Origin of the sequence: Isoptericola halotolerans, from assembly GCF_045689585.1 — a bacterium.
Taxonomy (GTDB): Bacteria; Actinomycetota; Actinomycetes; order Actinomycetales; family Cellulomonadaceae; genus Isoptericola; species Isoptericola halotolerans_B.
Genome location: NZ_CP140108.1, coordinates 1,717,154 through 1,737,904, shown reverse-complemented (window position 1 = coordinate 1,737,904; position 20,751 = coordinate 1,717,154). Strand labels below are relative to the sequence as shown.

Annotated in this window: 20 protein-coding genes; 9 read left to right on the top strand and 11 right to left on the bottom strand. The window is 72.5% G+C overall.

Going from position 1 to position 20,751, the window contains the following annotated elements:
- Positions 1-79: 79 nt before the first annotated feature.
- Together UQW22_RS08105 and UQW22_RS08100 are read left to right on the top strand one after the other, a co-directional pair.
- A complete protein-coding gene (locus UQW22_RS08105) occupies positions 80-376 on the top strand; it encodes a type II toxin-antitoxin system VapB family antitoxin (protein WP_407320396.1) in 297 nt (98 codons plus the stop codon).
- 37 nt (positions 377-413) lie between these two features.
- A complete protein-coding gene (locus UQW22_RS08100) occupies positions 414-1,067 on the top strand; it encodes a LytR C-terminal domain-containing protein (protein WP_407320395.1) in 654 nt (217 codons plus the stop codon).
- Positions 1,068-1,111: 44 nt separating this feature from the next.
- Here UQW22_RS08100 and UQW22_RS08095 read toward each other — a convergent pair whose 3' ends face one another.
- The 5 genes from UQW22_RS08095 to UQW22_RS08075 all read right to left on the bottom strand — a co-directional run bounded on the left by UQW22_RS08095 (position 1,112) and on the right by UQW22_RS08075 (position 7,758).
- On the bottom strand, positions 1,112-2,413 hold the full coding sequence (locus tag UQW22_RS08095) for a uracil-xanthine permease family protein (RefSeq protein ID WP_407320394.1): 1,302 nt from the start codon (positions 2,411-2,413) through the stop codon (positions 1,112-1,114).
- A gap of 75 nt (positions 2,414-2,488) precedes the next feature.
- Complete coding sequence (locus UQW22_RS08090) at positions 2,489-4,621, bottom strand: glycosyl hydrolase (RefSeq protein WP_407320393.1); 2,133 nt, start codon at positions 4,619-4,621, stop codon at positions 2,489-2,491.
- Positions 4,618-5,349 (bottom strand): HlyD family efflux transporter periplasmic adaptor subunit, encoded by a 732-nt coding sequence (locus UQW22_RS08085; RefSeq protein WP_407320392.1) that lies wholly within the window; start codon positions 5,347-5,349, stop codon positions 4,618-4,620. The genes UQW22_RS08090 and UQW22_RS08085 overlap by 4 nt, the downstream gene beginning before the upstream one ends.
- Positions 5,346-7,016 (bottom strand): glycosyltransferase, encoded by a 1,671-nt coding sequence (locus UQW22_RS08080; RefSeq protein WP_407320391.1) that lies wholly within the window; start codon positions 7,014-7,016, stop codon positions 5,346-5,348. Before UQW22_RS08080 ends, UQW22_RS08085 begins: the two co-directional genes overlap by 4 nt.
- Positions 7,017-7,266: 250 nt before the next feature.
- Positions 7,267-7,758 carry a hypothetical protein gene (locus tag UQW22_RS08075; protein WP_407320390.1) on the bottom strand — a complete coding sequence of 164 codons (492 nt, stop codon included), beginning with the start codon at positions 7,756-7,758 and terminating at the stop codon, positions 7,267-7,269.
- Positions 7,759-7,983: 225 nt separating this feature from the next.
- Between UQW22_RS08075 and UQW22_RS08070 the strand changes: the two genes are divergently transcribed.
- Positions 7,984-8,640, top strand: coding sequence for a TetR/AcrR family transcriptional regulator (locus tag UQW22_RS08070; RefSeq protein ID WP_407320389.1), 657 nt, complete (start codon positions 7,984-7,986; stop codon positions 8,638-8,640).
- Between the two features lie 12 nt (positions 8,641-8,652).
- On the opposite strand, the gene UQW22_RS08065 is transcribed toward UQW22_RS08070, so the two are convergent.
- Together UQW22_RS08065 and UQW22_RS08060 are read right to left on the bottom strand one after the other, a co-directional pair.
- A complete protein-coding gene (locus tag UQW22_RS08065) occupies positions 8,653-9,576 on the bottom strand; it encodes an LLM class F420-dependent oxidoreductase (protein ID WP_407320388.1) in 924 nt (307 codons plus the stop codon).
- 27 nt (positions 9,577-9,603) lie between these two features.
- Positions 9,604-10,203: a DsbA family protein gene (locus UQW22_RS08060; protein WP_407320751.1), complete on the bottom strand. Its 600-nt coding sequence runs from the start codon at positions 10,201-10,203 to the stop codon at positions 9,604-9,606.
- Between the two features lie 73 nt (positions 10,204-10,276).
- On the opposite strand from UQW22_RS08060, the gene UQW22_RS08055 reads away from it, so the two are divergent.
- Positions 10,277-10,504, top strand: a complete 228-nt coding sequence (locus tag UQW22_RS08055) for a hypothetical protein (protein ID WP_407320387.1) — start codon at positions 10,277-10,279, stop codon at positions 10,502-10,504.
- Positions 10,505-10,530: 26 nt separating this feature from the next.
- On the opposite strand, the gene UQW22_RS08050 is transcribed toward UQW22_RS08055, so the two are convergent.
- From UQW22_RS08050 to UQW22_RS08040, 3 genes are read right to left on the bottom strand one after another with little or no spacing between them, the layout of a single operon-like run.
- Complete coding sequence (locus tag UQW22_RS08050; RefSeq protein WP_407320386.1) at positions 10,531-11,115, bottom strand: ECF transporter S component; 585 nt, start codon at positions 11,113-11,115, stop codon at positions 10,531-10,533.
- 13 nt (positions 11,116-11,128) lie between these two features.
- Positions 11,129-11,965 carry an energy-coupling factor transporter transmembrane component T gene (locus UQW22_RS08045; protein WP_407320385.1) on the bottom strand — a complete coding sequence of 279 codons (837 nt, stop codon included), beginning with the start codon at positions 11,963-11,965 and terminating at the stop codon, positions 11,129-11,131.
- The gene (locus UQW22_RS08040) at positions 11,962-13,734 is read right to left on the bottom strand and encodes an ABC transporter ATP-binding protein (protein WP_407320384.1); all 1,773 of its coding nucleotides are present in this window, start codon (positions 13,732-13,734) and stop codon (positions 11,962-11,964) included. The genes UQW22_RS08045 and UQW22_RS08040 overlap by 4 nt, the downstream gene beginning before the upstream one ends.
- Positions 13,735-13,838: 104 nt before the next feature.
- Between UQW22_RS08040 and UQW22_RS08035 the strand changes: the two genes are divergently transcribed.
- Positions 13,839-13,979 carry a hypothetical protein gene (locus UQW22_RS08035; protein ID WP_407320383.1) on the top strand — a complete coding sequence of 47 codons (141 nt, stop codon included), beginning with the start codon at positions 13,839-13,841 and terminating at the stop codon, positions 13,977-13,979.
- 112 nt (positions 13,980-14,091) lie between these two features.
- On the opposite strand, the gene UQW22_RS08030 is transcribed toward UQW22_RS08035, so the two are convergent.
- Positions 14,092-16,458, bottom strand: a complete 2,367-nt coding sequence (locus UQW22_RS08030; RefSeq protein WP_407320382.1) for a sulfatase-like hydrolase/transferase — start codon at positions 16,456-16,458, stop codon at positions 14,092-14,094.
- Positions 16,459-16,685: 227 nt separating this feature from the next.
- Between UQW22_RS08030 and UQW22_RS08025 the strand changes: the two genes are divergently transcribed.
- From UQW22_RS08025 to UQW22_RS08010, 4 genes are all read left to right on the top strand, one after another.
- Positions 16,686-16,994 carry a carboxymuconolactone decarboxylase family protein gene (locus tag UQW22_RS08025; RefSeq protein WP_407320381.1) on the top strand — a complete coding sequence of 103 codons (309 nt, stop codon included), beginning with the start codon at positions 16,686-16,688 and terminating at the stop codon, positions 16,992-16,994.
- Between the two features lie 87 nt (positions 16,995-17,081).
- The gene (locus tag UQW22_RS08020) at positions 17,082-19,319 is read left to right on the top strand and encodes a LuxR C-terminal-related transcriptional regulator (RefSeq protein ID WP_407320380.1); all 2,238 of its coding nucleotides are present in this window, start codon (positions 17,082-17,084) and stop codon (positions 19,317-19,319) included.
- Between the two features lie 144 nt (positions 19,320-19,463).
- Entirely contained in the window at positions 19,464-19,703 is a 240-nt protein-coding gene (locus UQW22_RS08015; protein ID WP_407320379.1) for a hypothetical protein, read from the top strand.
- Between the two features lie 17 nt (positions 19,704-19,720).
- Entirely contained in the window at positions 19,721-20,653 is a 933-nt protein-coding gene (locus UQW22_RS08010; protein WP_407320378.1) for a formylglycine-generating enzyme family protein, read from the top strand.
- The last annotated feature ends 98 nt before the right edge of the window (positions 20,654-20,751 follow it).

The window sequence follows — 20,751 nt, the reverse complement described above, 5'->3', positions numbered from 1 at the left end:
CCTGATCGTGACCTCATCGTGACGAATTCTTGCCCTGAGACGCACGTCGGCCCGGACACCCACCTCTACGATGACAGCCATGATCTTCAAGGCCGTGGGCGACGGGCGTCCCTACCCGGACCACGGGCGCGAGAGCACCAACGACTGGTCCGACGTCCCGCCCCGCCAGGTCCGCCTGGACGAGCTCGTCACGACCAAGCGCACGCTGGACCTCGACGCCCTGCTCGCAGACGACTCCACGTTCTTCGGTGACCTGTTCGCCCACGTCGTGGAGTACCAGGGCACGCTGTACCTCGAGGACGGTCTGCACCGCGCCGTCCGGGCCGCCCTCCAGCAGCGCCCGATCCTGCACGCTCGCGTCCTCGCCGTCGGATGATCACTCCGGATCCGCGATTCTCAGGTAGTTTCTTCGCGTGACATCACCAGCCCAGGACCCGGCGCGGGTCGCCCGCCGTCGGCGCAAGCACGAGCGCCAGGCGGTCGTCTTCGGGCTCATCATCGCCTTCCTCGTGGTTCTCGGCCTGGGCGCCCTGGCCATCTACACGGACACGATCGACTCGCCGGTCTCGGAACCGATCTACACCCCGAGCACGGCCGTCGAGCACATGGCGCCCGCCTGCCTGCCCGAGGACGAGGACTCGCCCGACGGCGTGCTGCCGATGCCGTACGACAAGGTGCGGGTCCGGATCTTCAACGCGGCCGACAACCGCTTCGCCCTCGCCGGGGCCAGCGAGGACGTCCTGTCCGACCGCGGGTTCGACATCCGCGACACCGGTGACTTCACCTATCAGGTGGAGGGGCCGTCGGAGATCCGCTACGGCACGAGCGGCATCGTGCAGGCCTACACGCTGGCCGCGCAGTTCGACGACATCGAGCTGATCCTGGACGACCGCGGGGGCAAGGTCGTGGATCTCGTCATCGGCACGGGCTGGGCCGAGCCGCTGCCCGTCGAGGAGGTTCCCCTCGCCGCCGACCAGCCGCTCGAGAACCTGCCCGGCTGCGTCCCCGCCGCCGACATGGAGCCCGTCGAGCGCGAGTACGGCCTGGGCCGCCAGCCCGAGGCCTGAGGCCCCGCACCGACCTCGTGCCCGCGCCCGCGCCCGACCTCGCGCTATCTCGCCGCGCCGTCGTGCTCCTCGGCCGGTGACGGCGTCGGCCGGGTCGTCCCGCGCCAGCGGCCGATCGCCCGCATGCCGTGGTAGACGACCAGCGCCGCCCCGGTGCCGAGCGCGATGCCCTCGAAGCTCAGCTCACCCACCACCCAGGTGTAGTTGGCGACACCGATGACCAGCGGCACGGCGGCGGTGGTGAGGTTGACCGGGTCGGCGAAGTCCACCCGGTTCTGCACCCAGATGCGGAAGCCGAGCACGGCGATCATGCCGTAGAGGATGGTCGTCACCCCGCCCAGGACCCCGGGCGGCACGGTGTTGATCACCTCGCCGAACTTCGGGGAGAACGACAGCAGGAGCGCGCAGACGCCCGCGACCCAGTACGCGGCCGTCGAGTAGACGCGGGTGGCGGCCATGACACCGATGTTCTCGGCGTAGGTGGTGGTGCCGGAGCCACCGCCGGTCCCGGCGAGCGTGGTGGCCACACCGTCCGCGAACAGCGCCCGTCCCATGCGGTCGTCCAGGTCCTGGCCCGTCATCGCCGCGACCGACTTCACGTGGCCCACGTTCTCCGCCACCAGCACGAACACCACCGGCAGGAAGAGTCCCAGGACGCTGGGCTCGAAGCTCGGCGCCGTGAACTCGGGCAGGCCCAGCCAGCCCGCCTCGTCGACCTTGGTGAAGTCGACCTCACCGCGCCACACCGCGAAGGCGTACCCGAGGACCACCCCGACGAGGATCGACAGCCGCCCGAGGATCCCGCGGAACAGGACGGACACGAGCACCACCGAGACCAGCGTGACCAGCGCCGTCGACGGTGACTGCTGAAAGTTGCCCCAGGCCGCCGGCGCGAGGTTGAGGCCGATGAGCGCCACGATGACGCCGGTCACCACGGGTGGCATGACGACGTCGATCCGACGGGGCCCGGCCCGGTGCACGACGGCACCGACGATCATCAGCAGCACCCCCGTGACGAAGATGCCGCCGACGGCCGCGGCGTGACCCTGCGACGCCGTCACGGCGCTGATCGGTGCGATGAAGGCGAAGCTCGAGCCCAGGTAGCTCGGCAGCCGGTTGCCGGTGAGGAGCAGGAAGCCGATGGTGCCGACCGCCGAGAAGAACAGCGTCGTGGACGGCGGGAAACCGGTCAGCAGCGGCACCAGGAAGGTGGCGCCGAACATCGCCACGACGTGCTGCGCCCCGATGCCGATGGTGCGCGGCCAGGACAGCCGCTCCCCCGGTGCCACCGTCGCGCCGGGAGCGATCGACCGGCCGTCGCCGTGCTTGGTCCAACCCCACTGCATGCGTGCGCTCCGTCCGTGAAGGTTCCGTGAATCCACGGCACACCTTAACGGCGTCCGGCGGCGCGCCACCCCCGGCTATCCCGCGCGGCTCATCAGCCAGGCCAGCATCCACGACCTGGTCGAGCCGTCGTCGATCCGCTCGCCCGGGAGACCACGCGCCACCTCCAGCGCCGCCTCGGCGTCGTCGGTCCCGAGCAGGCCCGCGTACATGAGGAGCTGGTCGCCGAAGAGGACGTCCCAGACGTCCGGGTCGGACCAGAGCTCGTCGGTGCCCAGCGCCTCCTCGAGGTTCGCCCGCACACGGTCGCGGTCCTCCCCCAGGTAGGCAGACACGCCCGTCACCGGAAGCACCACGATACCGAGCGCCGCGCTCGGCTCGGTCGAGAACCAGGTCGCCCGCTCCCTCTTGCCGTCCCACACCAGGGACGTCACCGAGGCGTCGAGGCCGGCGGTCGCGGGGTCGGCGGTGTCGAAGTCCGTCCAGTAGGCACGCGCCGACGCCGCTTCCAGGGCGAGCATCCAGCGCGCCTGCTCGTCCAGCCCATCGTCGTCGAGCCCCGCCGCCTCGCGCGCCTCGGCCCACAGCGCCAGGCCGTGCCAGGCCGAGACCGCCTCGGAAGCGGACTCCTGGTTGTTCCCGTCGGCAAAGGGCGACTGACCGGAAGCCCACGAGTGTCCCATCACCACATCGAGGACCCGCAGTCCTGGCATCGGCGCGCCACCCTCCACGGGCACGTCGGTCACTGCGGCCACGTCCGCAGCGAGCAGGTCGAGCACCGGCGCCAGGTCACGGGCCAGCTCGGCGTCGTCGGCCGCCACGAGCCCTGCGGCGTAGAGGAAGTACCCGTAGTGGAAGTGGTGGTCGTTGCCCTCCTCCGAGCCGAAGGACGTCGCCTGCCCCACGACGGTGCGCAGCGTCGGCTCCCACGTGAAGCAGCGTTCGGCTCGCTCAGCGCAGCCCGCGGGCTCCGCCCAGGTCCGCAGGTCGGCCGCGACGCTCGCGTGCAGGTCGGCCGCCACCTCGTCGAGCCCGAGCTCCCGGGCCAGCGTCCACAGCTGGGCGTCGCGGGCCAGCGCCTTGCCGCCGAAGTACGTGTCCGCGGGCCTGACCTCGTCCAGCACCGCCGCGGCATCCGCGCTCACCTGGTCCGCGAGCGCCTCCCGTGCCGACCCGTCGAGACCGGACAGGTCCAGCCCGCGCGCCGGCTCGCGGACCGGTGAGCGCCACGCCAGGGTCGTCGTGAGGCACACCTCGGCGGTCCCGCGGACGGTGGCAAAGGTGCCCAGACCGCACGTGGTCCCCTCGGACGGGCCGGCGTCGTCCTGCTGGTGGGGCCAGCGCACGACGACGGCGGGCCCCCCGGAGCTCGTCGCGTAGGTCAGGGAGGTGGTCACCTCGTCGGCGTCGCTCTCGTAGCCGACCTCCGCGCGGACGACGGGCTCGCGCGCGGCCTCGACGAGCTCGGCGAGCGTGCCGGGGTCGTCCGTGTCCGGGGCGACGAGCCACGACACGGCCTCGCCCGCGCTCAGCGTCAGGGCCGTGCCGGCCGCGTCGAGGGCGGCCGCCGCGTCGAGGCCGTCGGCACCGACCAGTGCGTGGGCGCGTCCGTCGACCTCCGTGGAGGCGACGTCTTCGGGCAACCCGGCCGCTCCCCGGCCGAAGGCGATGCCGGTCCCGAGCTCCTGGTCCGTCAGGGCGGTGTACGTCAGCACCGGCGATCCGCGGGTCAGGTGGAGGCGCCCGAGGACCCTCTCGTCACCGCCGACCAGGTCGACCGTCACGGTCGCCGGGTCGTAGACCGACACGACTCCGGTGACGGGCTCGCGCAGGTCCATCTGCACCTGCGGGGCGTACGGGCCCGTCAGCACGGTGCCGTCACCGCGCACCTGCGGCAGTCCGTAGGCGAACCCGGACGCGGTCAGCCCCACGGCCAGCGGCAGCGGGAACACCGGCTGCGGGGACTCGCCGAACACCAGCCCGGAGAACCACCGGTTGGTCGGCGGCGCGAGCCCGTCCGCGAGACGCATCGGGACGTCCCCGCGGTCCACCACCGGCAGCACCGTCGGGTCGACGGCGGGGGGTGCGACGTCGGTCAGGCCTGCACCGGAGGACGGGACCGCCGGTGGTGCGGCCGTCGTCGTGCAGCCCGCGAGCAGCGTCGCGCCGAGGAACGCGGCGGTGAGGCGCGCGGCGGCGCGCCCGCTCACAGCCCGATCCTCTGCAGGAACCGTTGGAACGCGACGTCGACGCCGGACATCGGCCCGTCGTCGTGCAGCTCGACGCTGGCCACCACCGGTGTGCCCGGCTGGACGAGCCCTGCTCCTGCCTGCTGCGAGAGCGTCACGCTGTCGACGAGCACCTGGGCCTCGGCCTGGTTGCGCGTGTTGCTGACGGCGATCGCGGCGACCTCGCCCGGGACCTCGCTCTGGTCCGGCAGCGTGATGCGGACGAACGACCCCGGCCGGATCCGCGCGAAGTCCGCCGGATCGAGCATCAGCCGAGCGTCGACCCCCGTCGACCCGGCGCGGTACAGGGACGCGACGACCTCGCCCGACTGGACGAACCCGCCCGGGGTGGTGGCGATCTCGGCGACGACGCCGTCGACGGGGGCGACGACGGTCATCTTGCCCGACCCGCTCACCTCGTACGACGCCGCCTGCCGGGAGACCAGACCGACGGACAGGTCGTGCGCCAGCAGCAGGCTGCGCATCGTGAACAGCGGGTCGCCCTGGGCCACCTCGTCGCCCGCCTGGGCGTGCGTCTCGACGATGGTCCCGGCGTAGTCGGCCCCCACCGCGATCTCCTCGGCCACGATCGTGGCCTGGGACGAGGTGGCCTGGCTCATCCGTCGGTTGAGGACGAGGGTGAGCGTGGCGCACAGGGCGAGGATCACCACGACGCCGACGGCGAGCTTGAGACGGGTGGTCCAGGTCATGCGACACCTCCGGTGACGACGGCCCGGTGCTCGCGCACGGCCGTGAGCAGGAACCCGCCGAGGATGAGCGTGTTGGTGACGTTCCACGCCACCGACAGGTTGGGTAGCAGGTCGCCCCAGTACTGCCATATCCCCACTGCCGAGGTGACCAGCAGGAACACGAAGCAGAGCGTCTGCGGGACGATCACCTCGAACGGGCTGGTGGCGCCGCCCACCCGGCCGGTGACGGCCCAGGCCTGCTGCTTGCCCGTCAGGGCGTTCCAGAACGCCTTGACGTAGATGGGCCACGAGACGGCGGCCAGCAGCAGGACCTCCCAGCGGAACGACCCGAGGGTGAAGAACGCGATGGCGATCTGCAGGCCGTAGAAGCCGAGGTAGTACAACGCCCACGTCCCGACCGAGACGTCCAGGCGCATCGGTGCGAGGCCGAGGTAGATCTGGAGGGGCGGCACGAGGAGCAGGAGCAGCGGCGCGATGCCCGAGAGGTAGTGCGTGGACGTCACGAAGTACTGCAGCCGCTGGTCGAGCGTGAGGTTGCGGCGCGGGGACAGCGGGTTGTGCTGCAGCAGGATCTCGAACCCGCCGGTGGCCCACCGCAGCTGCTGCTTGGCGTAGGCCACGACGGTCTCCGGGGTGTCGCCCACCGCAAGGGTCTGCGGGATGTAGACCGACCTCCAACCGCGCTCGTGGAGCGCGAGCGACGTCCAGACGTCCTCGGACTTGGAGTCGGTGTGCATCCCGCCGATGTCGTCCACGGCCGCCCGGCGGAAGACGACGTTCGTCCCGACGCAGAACGCCGCGTTGAACCGGTTGCGGCCCGGCTGCACGAACCGGTAGAAGACCGCCTGCATGTACCCGGCGCCCCGCGAGATGAGGGAGTTCATGTTGCCGTACGTCTGCGGCGACTGGACGAACGCGACGTCGTCGCCCACGAAGAACGGGACGGTCTCGACCAACAGCTCGGGGCGCGGCATGAAGTCGGCGTCGAGGATGACGAACAGGTCGCCCTTGGCGAGGCTCAGCGCATGGTTGACGTTGCCGGCCTTCTGCCCACCGCTGGACAGCCGACGGACGTACCGGGCCCCCAGCGTGGCCGCGAGGTCGCGCACCTCGTCGGACCGGCCGTCGTCGAGCACCCACGTGCGGTGCTCGCCGTGGACGGCGACGGCGGCCCGCACGGTGTGCGCGATGGTGTCGGCGTCCTCGCCGCAGGTGGTCACGAAGACGTCGACGGCCACGGGCCGGTCGCCGAGGTAGAGCTGCCACCGGGTCGGGTCGTCGGTGACGCGGTCCCGCAGGACCTGCGGGGCGTCGAAGAGTCGCTCGCGCGCCTGGTGGTAGGCGAAGTCGCGCGGGTCGTAGCCCGACGAGAGCACCGTCCACATGGCCAGCAGCGCGAGGACGAGCAGGATGGACTCGGCGACGATCACCAGGCTGTAGGGCAGCCAGTCGCCCCGGTGGTCCGGGTCGAGCAGGAACACGGCGTAGGCGACGGCTCCGAGGGTCGCGAGCATCATGACGAGCATCAGCGACGGCGAGTGCGCCGCGGCGTTGGCGTCCCGCCGTCGGGCGGCGGACCGGGGGTCGCCGTGAACGGTGGCGCTCGGGTCCCGGAGCGCCGCGTCGAGCAGCCGGGGCGGGGTGGAGCGGGTGTCGAGCGTGGGCATCAGCGTGTCTCCTCACGAGAGCACGAACCACGGTGGGTGCGGGTCGGCACTGCACGGGGGTCACCCGGGAACGACGAAGGTGGGTCCCTGGCGTTCGCCGGAGAACCCACCTCGTCGTCTGGTGCCAGACGCTAGAACGTGCCGTCGGAGGTGTCACGGGTGAAAGGGGCTCGCTGCGAGAACCTCCACGAACCGGAAACAGCACAGGTCGTTCTGTGCAACCTGCCGGCCTCAATCCCTGCTCGGCGTGTCAGCTGGCCAGGCTGTCCAGCCAGGAGGAGCGCAGGCGGAGCGCACGTTCGACGCTGCCGAGGACGGCGGCGACGCCCACGGTGATCTCGGCCCACAGCGGGAGGTCCAGCGGAGACTCGAAGGTGCCGACGGACTCGGCGATCGGCGGGATCCGCGAGACCGGCTCGATGATCGCCGGCAAGGCCACGCAGAGGCCCACGAGCACGGCCATGATCGAGAGCACCCCGAGGTTCCGGCTCGTCCGCGGGTGGTCCCGGTCGAGGCGGGCCCGTCGCCCCTCGGCCGACCGTGGGTGCGGGGCCAGCAGCTGCTCGGCGCCGTCCGCGGCCACGAAGTGGCACCGCTTCATGCCGAAGCCGCCCACCGCGACCTCGACCGCTCCACCCGGCACCGGGAACCGGGCGGGGAGCTTCGACACCAGGTGCAGGGCGCCGTCGACGTAGAGACGCGCGCGCACCTCGCCGTCGCTCCCGTCGCCCAGGTGGCGCACGTCCACGGCGTACGACGACGTCCCCCGCCCTGGCCGGGTAGCTCGAGGGTGAAGAGCGACCGGGACCGGACGTGCCACCACCGGTAGCGCGGCAACGGTCTGCCGTCGCCGGGCTGGACCCGCTTCGCCTGTCGTCGCTCACGCCAGCGCTTGATCATCCGAGGACCTCCCGGGGACGAGTCCGACTAGCACGCTGTACTAGTCGAGGTCCGGAGGGCGAGCAGGATGGCGACGTCGGAGAACGACGGGCACAGCACGCGCGACAAGATCCTCGTCGCGGCGGCGACCATGGTCGGGGAGGACCCGACGGCGCGGCTCTCCGTCCGCGCGGTCGCCGCACGAGCCGGGGTGAGCACCGGCTCGCTCCGGCACTTCTTCCCGACGCAGCAGGACCTGCTCGACACGGTCGTCGCCGGGATCTACGACGTCGCGCTCCTGGGCGACCCCCTCCACGACCGCGAGCGGCCCGCGGCCGAACGCCTCGTCGCCTGCCTCCAGCAGGTCCTGACCCTGGTGGGCACCGGGGACAAGGCGCGAGAGACGTGGCGCTCGACCTATCAGGCCTACGTGGCGTCCCGGCCGTCGGACGGCGCGGCGACGACGTACCTCGCCCTCGAGCGCAGCGCACGACGCCGCATCGAGCAGTGGCTGGCGGTCCTCACCGACGAGGGAGCGATCCCGGCCGGCGACGACGTCCAGCGCGCACGCTTCCTCAGCACCGTCCTCAACGGGCTCACGGTCGAACGGGCGCTGCCCGCCGACGGACCGCGGCTCGCCGCCGAGGCCGACACCCTGCGCCTGGCGGTCCTCAGCGTCCTCCACGACGGCGACGGCCGGGGGACGGCGACGCCGTCAGCCGACCCCTCGCCCGCACCGGGATAGGCGAGACGCCGGTCAGAGCTGCGGCGCGATCTCCCGGGCGACGAGGTCCAGGTGGTCCAGGTCCTGCTGGTCCAGGACCTGCAGATAGACGCGCTCGACGCCCTGGTCGCGCAGCGACGCCAGCCGGTCGACCGCCTCGGGGACGGTGCCCGCGATCCCGTGCTCGCGCAGCTCGGCCGGCTCACGACCGATGGCGGCAGCGCGGCGCGAGAACTCGGCCTCGTCGGCACCGACCGCCAGCACCAGCGCGACGGACTGCGTCAGCGAGTCCGCCGGCCGTCCGGCGTCGGCGAGCGCCTGGTCGATCACGCCGATCCGCGGTCCGATCGCGTCCAGCTCCGGGAAGGCCTGGTTGTACTCGGTCGCGAACCGGGCGGCGAGCGCCGGGGTGCGCCGCGGACCCCCGCCGCCGACGATGATCGGGACCTGGTCCTGGACCGGCTTCGGCAGCGCCGGGGAGTCCGTCAGCGTGTAGTGCGTCCCGGAGAAGTCGAACGTCTCGCCTGCGGGCGTCCCCCAGAGACCGGTGAGGATCTCCAGCTGCTCCTCCAGGATCCCGAACCGCTTGTCGGGGAACGGGATCCCGTAGGCCGCGTGCTCGGCGGCGAACCAGCCGGTGCCGAGGCCGAGCTCGACGCGACCGCCGGACATCTGGTCGACCTGGGCGACCTGGATGGCGAGGACCCCCGGCAGGCGGAAGGTCGCCGAGGACACCAGCGTGCCGAGCCGCACGGTGGACGTCTCACGGGCGATGCCGGCCAGGGTGGTCCACGAGTCGGTGGGGCCGGGCAGGCCGTCGCCGCCCATCGCCAGGTAGTGGTCGGAACGGAAGAACGCGCTGAAGCCTAGCTTCTCGGTCGCCTGGGCGACGGCGAGCTGGGTGTCGTACGAGGCGCCCTGCTGGGGCTCGGTGAAGATGCGCAGGTCGAGGGTCATGCGGGGGAGGTCTCCTCGGTCGGGGGCTCAGTCGTGGACCGGACGCTCGGTCCGCGTCCGCTTGAGCTCGAAGAAGTGCGGGTTGGCGGCGAGCGTGACGGCGGCGTCGAAGAGGCGCTCCGCCTCCTCGCCGCGGGGCACGCGGGTGAGGACGGGCCCGAAGAACGCGACGCCGTCGACGTGCAGGGTCGGGGTGCCGACCTCCTCGCCGACGGGGTCCATGCCGGCGTGGTGCGAGGCGGCGAGCGCGTCGTCGTACGCGTCGGAGGTCGCGGCGTCGGCCAGCTCCGCGGGCAGGCCGGCCTCGGCGAGCGACTCGCGGACCACGGCGTCGACGTCCTTGTTCTCCTGGTCGTGCCACCGGGTGCCGAACGCCGTGTAGTAGGCGGACAGGGCCTGGAGCCCGTGCTCGGTCTGCACGGCGGCGGCGACCCGGCCGGTGCCGCGGGACGCCTCGATCTTGCGGCGGTAGTCCGCGGGGATGTCCTTGTCCTTGTTGAGCAGGTACAGGCTCATCAGCCGGAAGGTGAGGTCGACGTCGCGGTGCTGCGCCACCTCGAGCGCCCACCGGGAGGTGACCCAGGCGAACGGGCAGGTGGGATCGACGTAGACGTCGACGACGGGCATGGAGGTCTCGGCGGAAGTCACGTCCAGCACAGTACTCGTCCTGGCGGGGGTCACGATGGGTAGGCTCGGAGCCGTGCTCTCGACGGTGCGCTCGATCAGCTGGTCCAGCCTCGCGATGGTGGCCGGGGCCGCCGTCGTCGCCGTGCTCTGCCTCCTCGTCGCGCTGCGGGGCCGGCCGTGGGCGTGGCTGCCGTTCGTCTTCGCCGCGGCGATCGTGGTGCGCGAGGTCCGGTTCCTGCAGCGCTCCCGACGGCGGCACGTCGGGTTCGACGAGCCGGACCGGCGCGAGCAGTCCCGCTGAGGCGCCCGGCCCGACCTGCCTCTGCGCTACCTCGCCGGGGCCTGCGCTACCTCGGCGGGCGCTGCGCTACCTCGCGACGGGGTCAGCCCTCGGGCGACACCGGCCTGCGCGAGGCGGCGGGCCAGCAGCCGCCCGAGCCAGGTGCACGCCAGGAAGCTGCCCATCATGAGCACCACGAACGTCACCAGCACGGCCGGTGCCATCGCATCCATGTGGAACGCCGCCCAGCCCGAGGCCACGTACGCCGCGCCGAACAGCAGCGCGTCGACGTAGTACAGCCACGCCGACCACACGCGGTACCGCGTCAGCAGGAAGGCCAGCTCCACCGCGGCGCCGGCCATGAGGCACGTGACGACCGACCAGGCACCGACGGGCGAGGCGGCCGAGACGACGCCGGCCACGAACGTCGTGAGCAGGGCGGCTCCCGGTCGCCGCAGCAGCGCCAGGGCCAGCACGGGCCCGATGACCCACAGGCCCACGAGCGGCGCATAGGCCATCGGCGCGGACGCGGCCAGCGGCGCGCTGACGAAGTTGGCGGGGATGAGGAGCACCCCCATGGCGGCGCCGATGGCGGCGCACGTCATGAGGTAGCGGGTGGTGAGGTTCTTCATGGCACTCCGATGGTCAGACGAGCGTGGCGGCCAGGAGCGCGCACGCGGCGCCCCCGGCCCAGAACGAGAGGAGCAGGACGACGTCACGCGCGTGGAACGGCACGGTCACCCGGTCGGTGCGCCGCGGGTGCGCGCCGAACCCCCGGGCCTCCATGGCCAGCGACACCCGTTCGGCGTGCCGGATGCCGCCGGCGAGCAGCGGCACCACGTAGCCGGCCTGCCGCCGCACCGGTGCGAAGGGACCCCGGCCCGCGGCCACGCCCCGCACCCGGTGGGCACCGCGGATCACCTCGAGCTCGTGGGAGAACCGCGGCACGAACCGCAGGGCGGCCAGCGCCGCGTACCCGACCCGGTACGGCAGCCGGAGCTGCTGGGTCAGCGCCCGCACGAAGTCCGCACCCGACGTCGTGAGTCCGCCGAGCAGCACGAGCATCAGCAGGGCGACGGTCCGCACGGCGGTCGCCAGGCCGGTCACCAGGGCGCCGGACCTGACCTCGAACCCGCCGACGGTCGCGATCAGCGCCGTGCCGCGGACCGCAGCAGGGTCGGTCAGCAGCCCGAACGACAACGTCATGACCAGGGTGAGCAGCACCGCCCCCAGCGCCATCGCCGCGAGCGCCCGGATCCGCAGCCGCCCCATGACGACCACCGCCGCGAACGCCGCGAACGCCACCAGGGCCGGGGTCAGCACGTCGCGCGTGGCCACCACGAAGACCATGACCGGCACCGGCCCGAGGATCTTGACCAGAGGGTTGTAGGTGCGCAGGTCGCCCAGCCCGCGGCGGGCCGGCACGGGTGCCGCCGGAGCCGCGGGCAGGTCGGAGGTCACAGAGCTCGCGAAGGCGCTCATCCGGCGACCACCTGCGCGAACCGCGCCGCGGGCAGGTCGGCGAGCCGCGCGACCGCCCGCCAGGCGGGGTCCCCCAGCCCGCGGGTGGCCCGGACCAGGGGCGGGGCGCGCAACCCGGCCGCGGCCAGCAGCGCGTCGTCGCCGAGCACGACGTCGGGCCGCCCGTCGGCCAGCACCCGCCCGTCCGCGAGCGCCACCACGCGGGTGGCGTGCTCGGCGACCAGCTGCATGTCGTGGCTGACCACCACGACCGTGGTGCCGTCGTCGTGCAGGTCGGTGAGCAGGTCGAGGAGCTCGACGGCGCGCTCGCGGTCCTGGCCGTACGTGGGCTCGTCGAGGACGAGCACCTCGGGCCGGCACACGATCGCGGTGCCGACCGAGAGCCGGCGCTTCTGCCCGCCGGAGAGCCAGAAGGGGTGGCGGTCGCGCAGGTCGGCGAGGCCGAAGCGTTCGAGGACGTCGTCCACCCGGGCGGTGACCTCGGCGGCGGGCACGCCGCGCACGCGCAGCCCGTGCGCGAGCTCGTCGTCGACGCGGCCGGTGACGAACTGGTGCTCGGGGTTCTGGAAGACGAAGCCGACGGCGGTGGTGAGGTCGGTGGGCTCGGCCCGGCGGGGGTCGAGCCCGGCCACCCGGACGGTGCCGGTGACGGCGCGCCGTGGAGGCCGGAGCGCGCCGGCGACGACCTGGGCGAGCGTCGTCTTGCCCGCGCCGTTGCCGCCGACCAGGGCGAGGAGCTCGCCGGGCGCGACGTCGAGGCACACGTCGTCGAGCACGGTGCGCCCGCCGCGGCGCACCGTGAGGCGGTCGACGCTGATCACCGGCGGTGTCGGCGCGGCAGGGCGAGGTGCCGCCGAGGCCAGGGTCGGTGCGGGAACGGCCGCGGTCCCGTCGAGGGCGCTCGTGAGCACGGTGGCGAGCTCGTCAGGCGTGAGAGGAAGCGGGTCGACAGGCATCCCGGCCGCGCGGAGCCGCAGCGCGGCGAGGGTGGCGGTGGGCAGCCAGACCCCCAGGTCGGCGAGCAGCTCGGCCTGGCCGGCGAGGACCTCGCGCACGGGACCGACGGTCGCCGGACGCCCCGCGCGGTCGAGCACCACCACGCGGTCGGCGACGGGTACGGCGGCGTCGAGGTCGTGCTCGACGAGCAGCACCCCGCGCTCACCGGTGGCGGCGATCGAGCGCAGGACGTCGTAGACCTCCTCGACCCCGGCCGGGTCGAGGTTCGCCGTGGGCTCGTCGAGCACGAGCAGCCGGGCACCCGTCGCGAGGGCACAGCCGAGCGCCAGCCGTTGGCGTCCGCCGCCGGACAGGACGGCCGGGTCGTCGTGGCGGCGCTCCCAGAGCCCGACCTGTCGCAGGGCGGTCTCCGCGCGGGCCAGCACCTCCTCGACGGGCAGGCACAGGTTCCCGGGGGCGAAGCAGACCTCGTCGAGCACGGACCCGGTGACCACCTGCGCGTCGGGGTCCTGGAAGACCATCGCGACGTCGGCGGCGAGCAGCGGTGGCCTCGACCGCGCGACGTCCTGGCCCCCGACGTGCACGGTGCCGTCGGTCTCGGCACCGACGACCTGCGGCACGAGCCCGTTCGTGGCGAGCGCCAGCGTGGACTTGCCGCAGCCGGACGGCCCGAGCAGCAGGACGACCTCGCCCGGCTCCACGACGAGGTCGACGCCGTCGGGCGCCGGGGCACCGAGGTGGTGCCCGCCGTCGTCGTGGGGCACGTGGTGCCGCACGCGCAGCGCACGCAGGTCGAGGAGCGGAGACGTCACCGGGCCAGGATAGGCAAACCTCACCTGCGCCCGCGAGCCCCGTCCCGCCCGCTGGACCCGACCGGGTCGCCGCCGGCCACCGGGAGGCACCCACCTTCAGCTTCGTGGGGGACGTACCCGAGGGCGCCGGCGACGACGCCACCGGCGCCCTGGAGTACGACGACGACGGCGAGGCCGCCGCGATGCGTCTGCGATCCACCGACGCCGACGGCGACCTCACCGAGGCACCACGCCGTACCGCCTGACGTCCGAGGAGGACGGCGGCGAGCAGACGTGGTGGGTCGACGACGAGGACCAGATGCTGCGGTTCGAGAGCGAGCTCGGGGTGTCGGTGGACGAGCTCTCGGGCAGCACCGCCTACTGCTGCGCCATCGCGATCCGCAGCCGTTCCTCCGGGCTGATGAAGTGGTCGTGATCGTCCCTGCCCACGTCCAGCTGGACCCACGAGATGCGTCCCGTGAACCTGCTCGTCCGGGCGCTGTAGGCCCTGGACACACAGGTTCCTGACTCGCGCCCCACGTCGGTGGTCTCGTCCGCGGAGAAGACGAGCGGCTGGGTGGCCTCGACCCGTCCGCTCCCGACCGGGGAACCGTCGTGGTAGAGGGTGACGTCGCCGCCCTTGGCGAGACCTCCGCCGTCGTAGGCGAACTCGGCGCGCAGCTGCTGCTTGCCGGCGGGCACCGGCTCGTCCGCGACCACGTCGAACTGATGGATGCCGAGCACGTTGTAGGTGAAGGTCAACCGGCCACCGGTGGTGTGCACGGACCATCCACCGAACCGTCCACCCTGGGCGATGAGCACCCCGTCGGCGCCGTCGGCACCCACCTCGACCTCTGCCGTCACCGAGAACGACTTGTTCTTGACGTTCACCACGCTGTTCTCCGAGAGCCTCCCCATCCCGGGGAAGAAGAGCTGCGAGTCGCCGTGGATCAGGGTGGGTCGCCCGGCGACCTCGGGCACGAGCCGATCGGCGGTGCGGTCGTCCAGCGGCAGCACGCCGTACCTGGTCGCCTCGATGAGCCAGAGACGCTGCAGCTTGGCGAGCATCTCCGGCTGCTCTACCGCGAGGTCGCGCGCCTGGCTGAAGTCCGTGGTGCCGTCGTAGAGCTCCCACGTGTCGTCGTCGAACGCCACCAGGTCCCCGCCGACCATGTCCCACGGCGTCCGGTGCTTGGTGACCGCGCTCCAGCCCCGGTGGTAGACGCCGCGGTTGCCGAACATCTCGAAGTACTGCAGGTCGTGGCGCTCGGGCGATTCGGCGTCGTCGAACGCGTACAGCATCGACGTGCCCTCCACAGGCGCCTGCAGGACCCCGTTGACCATCGTGGGCTCCGGGATCCCCGCGGCCTCCAGCACGGTCGGTGCGACGTCGACGACGTGGGTGAACTGTGACCGCAGGCCGCCGGCGCCGGTGATCCTGCGCGGCCAGTGGACCACCGTCCCGTTCCGCGTGCCGCCCCAGTGGGACGCCACCTGCTTGGTCCACTGCAAGGGCGAGTTCATCGCCCACGCCCACCCGACCGCGTAGTGGTTGTAGGAGTCGGGCGAGCCGAAGTCGTCCACCTTCGAACGCATGAACTCGGGCGTCTCGAGAGCGGCCATGCCGTTGAAGTTCGCCATCTCGTTGAAGGCGCCGTTCACCGTGCCCTCGGCAGACGCCCCGTTGTCGCCGAGGATGTAGAAGACGAGCGTGTCGTCGAGCACACCGAGGTTCTCGAGCGTGTCGACGAACCGCCCGACGTGGTGGTCGGTGTGCTCCATGAACGCCGCGTAGACCTCCATCTGACGGGCCAGCACGGGCTTGAGCTCGTCGGGCATGTCATCCCACGCAGGGATCTCGTCGTGCCTGACGGTCAGCTCCGCGTCGACCGGCACCACCCCGAGCTCCTTCTGCCGGGCGAACGTGCGCTCACGCTGCACGTCCCAGCCGTCGTCGAACGCGCCCTGGTACTTCTCGATCCACTCGGCCGGCACGTGGTGAGGTGCGTGCGTGGCACCGGGTGCGAGGTACACGAAGAACGGCTTGTCCGGCATGAGCGCCTTCTGCTGCCGCACCCACGCCGAGGCGTGGTCCACGAGATCCTCGGTGAGGTGGTAGCCCTCCTCCGCCGTCGCCGGCGGCTCGACGGGCGTCGTCCCGTCGTACAGCGCCGGGTCCCACTGGTTGTTCTCGCCGCCGATGAAGCCGTAGAACGTCTCGAACCCTCCGCCTCCTGTCGGCCAGGCGTCGAACGGCCCCATCGGCGACGACTGCCACACAGGCACCTCGTGACACTTGCCGAACTGGGCGGTCGAGTATCCGTTGAGTCGCAGCGTGAGCGCCAGCGGCGCTTTCGTGTTGGGGCGGAGCGAGCTGTTCCCTGGGGCCGACGTCGCCGTCTCCGTGATGCTCCCCATGCCGACCGAGTGATGGTTGCGGCCCGTGAGCAGCGCCTGGCGCGTCGGCGCGCACAGCGCCGTCGTGTGGAACCGGTTGAACCGGAGCCCGCCGCCGGCGAGGCGTTCGGCGGTCGGGGTGTTGCACGGCCCCCCGAAGGTGCTGGAGGCGCCGAACCCCACGTCGTCGAGGAGCACCACGACGACGTTCGGGGCTCCGTCCGGCGGCAGCAGCGGCTCGATGGGCGGGAACTTCGTGTCCGGGTCTCGCGCGTCGTAGGTGATGGTGCCGGGAGCGGCGCGGTCCGGGATGGGCAACATCGTCCGGGTGTGCTGGTCAGGGCGCATCGTGGGCTCCGCTCGGTCCGGTCGCAGATGGAGGACGGCCCCACGTTAAGAATCACTCGCGCGGGCATGCATCACCCAGACAGCGTGAGATTCCGGCCGGGCCCACGTCACCCTCACCCGATCCGGGTGATGCGCCGCCCGAGGGTCGGGTGTCGACTGGCAGGAGGTCAGCCGTCCTGCCTGACGGTCGGCCGTCGGTACGCCGGCGAGGAGAGGGGGCGGTCGACGTGGACTACGGGGAGACGTTGCAGCGGCTGATGGTCAACGATGCCCGCATCGAGGACGGTCAAGGGCTGGAGCCGGGGGTCCTGTCGGCAAAGCTCCTCGCACTCGTCCGTCTCGCCGCCGTCGTCGCCGTGGGAGGGTCGGCACCGACCTACGGCACGGAGATCGACGCCGCGCTCAATGCCGGGGCCTCCGCGGCAGAGATCGTGGACGTGCTGTGCGCGATCGTGCCGGTCGTCGGTGTGCCCAACGTGGTGGCTGCCGCGCCCGACGTCGCGCTCGCCCTCGGTTTCGAACCCTTCGAGAGCTGACCGGGGGCCACCTGGTGCCCGGCACCCGCGAACCGTGCGCAACCCCTGCTGTTGAGGGACCTCCGCCACCTCCGTAGGCTGCGAGACGTGCTCGAGGAGAGCGGGAGACCGGTCACTGCTCGACCAGATCTCGGGGTCGCGCTGCTCACCGGCAAGCTCCAGGTGCCGACGACCCGTCGAGGGACGGTGTCCCGGCGCCCTCTGATCGATCGTGCTCGCGCCAGCGGCGCACGCGTCGTCGGTGTGACCGCACCACCGGGATACGGCAAGTCGACGATGCTCGCCGAGTGGGCGGACCTGGAGGACCGAGAGGTCGTGTGGGCCACCGTCGACCGGCTCGACGACGACCCGGCGTCGCTCCTGTCCCTGCTCGCGCTCGCGTGCGCCCCGGTCTCGCCGGAAGTCGCCGAGGTGGTCTCCGACATGCGTGGCACCGGCCTCACGGTGCTGGGCCGCTCGGCGCCGCTCCTCGCTGCAGCGCTCGTACGGACCGCCGCCCCGTTCGTCCTGTTCGTCGACGACCTGCACGAGGCCGGCTCCCCCGGCTGCCAGGACGCTCTCGAGATCGTCCTCGGCCATGTCCCGGCCGGCTCCCAGGTCGTGATCTCGAGCCGCCACGACCAGCCGCACCTCGCCCGCCGGCGGGTCGAGGGCACCGTGATGGACATCGGGCCCGACGACCTGACGATCGACGTCACCGGCGCGCGGGCGCTCTTCGCGTCCGCCGAGGTCGACGTCGACGACAGCACGCTCGCCACCGTCGTCGAACGTTGCGAGGGCTGGCCCACCGGCCTGCTCCTGTGCGCGCTCCTCGTGCGGGACGGCGGCGCGGCGTCGTCACTCTCGGGCGACGACCGGTTCGTCGCCGACTACCTGTACCGCGAGTGCCTGGCACGGCTGCCAGTGCGAACGCAGCACTTCCTGCGCAGCACGGCCGTGCTGGACCACCTCTCCGCGGGCCTCTGCGACGCTGTGCTCGGATCGAGCGGCTCCGCCACGATCCTGCGAGGTCTCGACACCTCGAACCTCTTCCTCATCCCGCTCGACCACCGCCGCAGACGGTTCCGGTACCACACGCTGTTCCGCGAGTTCCTGCTCGACGAGCTCGCCCGCGTCGAGCCCGACGCGGTCACCGCGCTCCACCGTCGGGCCGCGGCCTGGTACGAGGCCAACGACCTCGGGCCGCGCGCCGTCGAGCACCTGCTGGCGGCGGGAGACCGCGAGAGGTGCTGCCTCCTCATGGCGGACCTGGCGCTCCCCCTGTACCAGAGCGGTCAGGTCGCCGTCATCGCCCGCTGGCTCGCCGCCGTGGGCGACGCTGCGATCCAGGCCTGCCCGCCCCTCGCCGTCATCGCCGCGTGGAAGGCCATCCTGCTCGGCGAGACGACGGACGCCGAACGGTGGGCCGCCGCCCTCGAACAGGTCGACACGGACTCACTGCCCGACGACGACCGTGTCGCCCTCGAGTCCGCACGTCGCCAGATCCGGGCGGCGATGTGCCTCGACGACGTGGAGCTGGGGCTCGCGCACACCCGCTTCGCCGTCGAGCACGAACCGGCGTGGAGCCCGTGGCGCGACCAGGCGCTGCACCTGCACGGATCGATGCTCCTGCTGACCGGCGACGCAGACGGCGCGCGCGACGCCTTCACCGAGGCCTCCGCGTGCGCCACGCAGGCGGGCAACCCTGACTCCGTGCTGCTCAGCGAGGCCGAGCTCGCGATCCTTGCCGTCGAGGACGGCCGGTGGACGACGGCGGCCCAGCATGCCCGGGCTGCGGTCGACGTGATCGACACGCACCACATGGAGGGCTACAGCACCACGACGCTCGCCCTCGCCGCCCGTGCACGGGTGGCGCTGCACACGGGCGACGTCGTCGCCGCAGAACGCCTCCTGGCCCGCGGCATGCGGGCCCGGGTGCAGTGCACGCACGTCCTGCCCTTCCTCGCCGTCAAGGTACGGCTCCAGCTCGGGTACGCCTTCATGACGCTCGGGGACCGCGTGACCGCGCTGCACCTCGCCCACGAGGCGGCGAGCCTTCTCCGCCGACGCCCGCACCTCGGGCTCCTGGCCGACGAGACCGCCACCCTCCTCGAGCGGCTGGAGCATGTCGCAGCGTCGCCGGGCGCTCCGCCCCTCACCCCGGCCGAGCTGCGCCTCCTGCCGTACCTGCAGACGCACCTCACGATGGCAGAGATCGGCGACCGGTTGTTCGTCTCCCGCAACACCGTGAGCACGCAGGTCGGCTCGATCTACCGGAAGCTGGGCGCCACGACCCGCGGTGAGGCCGTCGGCCTCGCCGTCGACCTGGGTCTGCTCGGCGCTTGAGCGGTGGCACCCCGCGCACGCACCCTCCACGCCGACGGCGACGGCGTCTCGCGCGATCTGCACGATGCCGGCCGCGGCCGGCGGTCGTAGCGTGATCGCACGGGCGGAGCTCCGCCATGCACGGGCGACGAACAGGCGGGGCAGATGAGCACCGAGGAGGCCGACGGACACGTCGCGCTCGAACGGGTCCGGGAGATCGTCGCCGTCGTGGTCCTGTCACTCACGGCGATCCTCACCACATGGTGCGGCTTCGGGTCCTCCAAGTGGAGCGGACAGATGTCGATCCAGTTCAGCCAGGCGTCGAGCGCCCGGATCCAGTCCGTCGACCAGCGTGGTGACGACTACGCGCTGCTCACGGTGCTCTTCGCGCTCGTCCTGGTCTGATCGGCGAGGGAGACACGATGAGCGAAGGACGCGAGGGCGGGCACGGGCGATCGGTGGTGATCCGGCGAGGCAGCTTCGACATGGGCAGCGACGACTTCTACGCCGACGAGCGGCCCGCGCACCGACGGACGGTGGAGCCGTTCCGCATCGACCGGTTCGCCGTCACCAACCAGGACTTCGCACGCTTCGTCGCCGAGACGGGGTACGTCACCGTCGCAGAGCGACCCCTCGACCCGAGCGTCCTGCCGGGAGCCACCAGCGCGCAACGGGCTCCGGGAGCCCTCGTCTTCACGCCGACCCGGGGGCCGGTCGACCTGCGCGACTGGCAGCAGTGGTGGCGGTGGCAGCCCGGTGCCCAGTGGCGCCATCCGGAGGGTCCGGGCACGTCGATCGAGGACCGGATGGATCATCCCGTGGTCCAGGTGGCGTACGAGGACGCCACGGCCTACGCACGATGGGCGGGGGCACGGCTGCCGACGGAGGCGGAGCACGAGTACGCCGCGCGTGGTGGGCGCGGCGGGAACCCGCCCTACGCCTGGGGGACCGATCCGTACCCGGGCGGGTCCTACCAGGCCAACACGTGGCTCGGACGGTTCCCGTACGAGCACCGGGGCCCCTACGGTGCGACCACGGCACCCGTGGGCAGCTACCCGGGCAACGGTTACGGGCTCTTCGACATGATCGGCAACGTCTGGGAGTGGACGGGCACTGCCTACACCCCGCGCCACCACGTCCCGGGGACGGTTCCCGTGGATCCGGGCCACCGCCCCGGACTGCTGGCCGAGGCGGACGGCGGACCCGGTCCCGCGGTGCCGCGCCGTGTGCTCAAGGGCGGCTCGTACCTGTGCTCGCCCGAGTACTGCCTCCGGTTCCGGCCGGCGGCCAGGTCGCCCCAGACCGACGACACCTCGGCCACGCACATCGGCTTCCGTTGCGTCCGCAGCGTCTGAGGATCCGGCTCCACCGCACTTTCACGCGTTCTGCGTGAGGACATCGGCGCCTCGTCGCGTGAGCCTGGACCAGGGCCCGCCTCCCGAGCGGGCACGGG

Bases quoted from the DNA above. Each gene is read 5' to 3' on its own strand.
- UQW22_RS08085 (WP_407320392.1), bottom strand. From the start codon at position 5,349: ATGACCTGGACCACCCGTCTCAAGCTCGCCGTCGGCGTCGTGGTGATC.
- UQW22_RS08065 (WP_407320388.1), bottom strand. From the start codon at position 9,576: ATGACCCTCGACCTGCGCATCTTCACCGAGCCCCAGCAGGGCGCCTCG.
- UQW22_RS08015 (WP_407320379.1), top strand. From the start codon at position 19,464: ATGAGCACCGAGGAGGCCGACGGACACGTCGCGCTCGAACGGGTCCGG.
- UQW22_RS08045 (WP_407320385.1), bottom strand. From the start codon at position 11,965: ATGAGCGCCTTCGCGAGCTCTGTGACCTCCGACCTGCCCGCGGCTCCG.
- UQW22_RS08095 (WP_407320394.1), bottom strand. From the start codon at position 2,413: ATGCAGTGGGGTTGGACCAAGCACGGCGACGGCCGGTCGATCGCTCCC.
- UQW22_RS08060 (WP_407320751.1), bottom strand. From the start codon at position 10,203: ATGCCCGTCGTCGACGTCTACGTCGATCCCACCTGCCCGTTCGCCTGG.
- UQW22_RS08030 (WP_407320382.1), bottom strand. From the start codon at position 16,458: ATGCGCCCTGACCAGCACACCCGGACGATGTTGCCCATCCCGGACCGC.
- UQW22_RS08080 (WP_407320391.1), bottom strand. From the start codon at position 7,016: ATGCCCACGCTCGACACCCGCTCCACCCCGCCCCGGCTGCTCGACGCG.
- UQW22_RS08050 (WP_407320386.1), bottom strand. From the start codon at position 11,115: ATGAAGAACCTCACCACCCGCTACCTCATGACGTGCGCCGCCATCGGC.
- UQW22_RS08105 (WP_407320396.1), top strand. From the start codon at position 80: ATGATCTTCAAGGCCGTGGGCGACGGGCGTCCCTACCCGGACCACGGG.
- UQW22_RS08010 (WP_407320378.1), top strand. From the start codon at position 19,721: ATGAGCGAAGGACGCGAGGGCGGGCACGGGCGATCGGTGGTGATCCGG.
- UQW22_RS08070 (WP_407320389.1), top strand. From the start codon at position 7,984: ATGGCGACGTCGGAGAACGACGGGCACAGCACGCGCGACAAGATCCTC.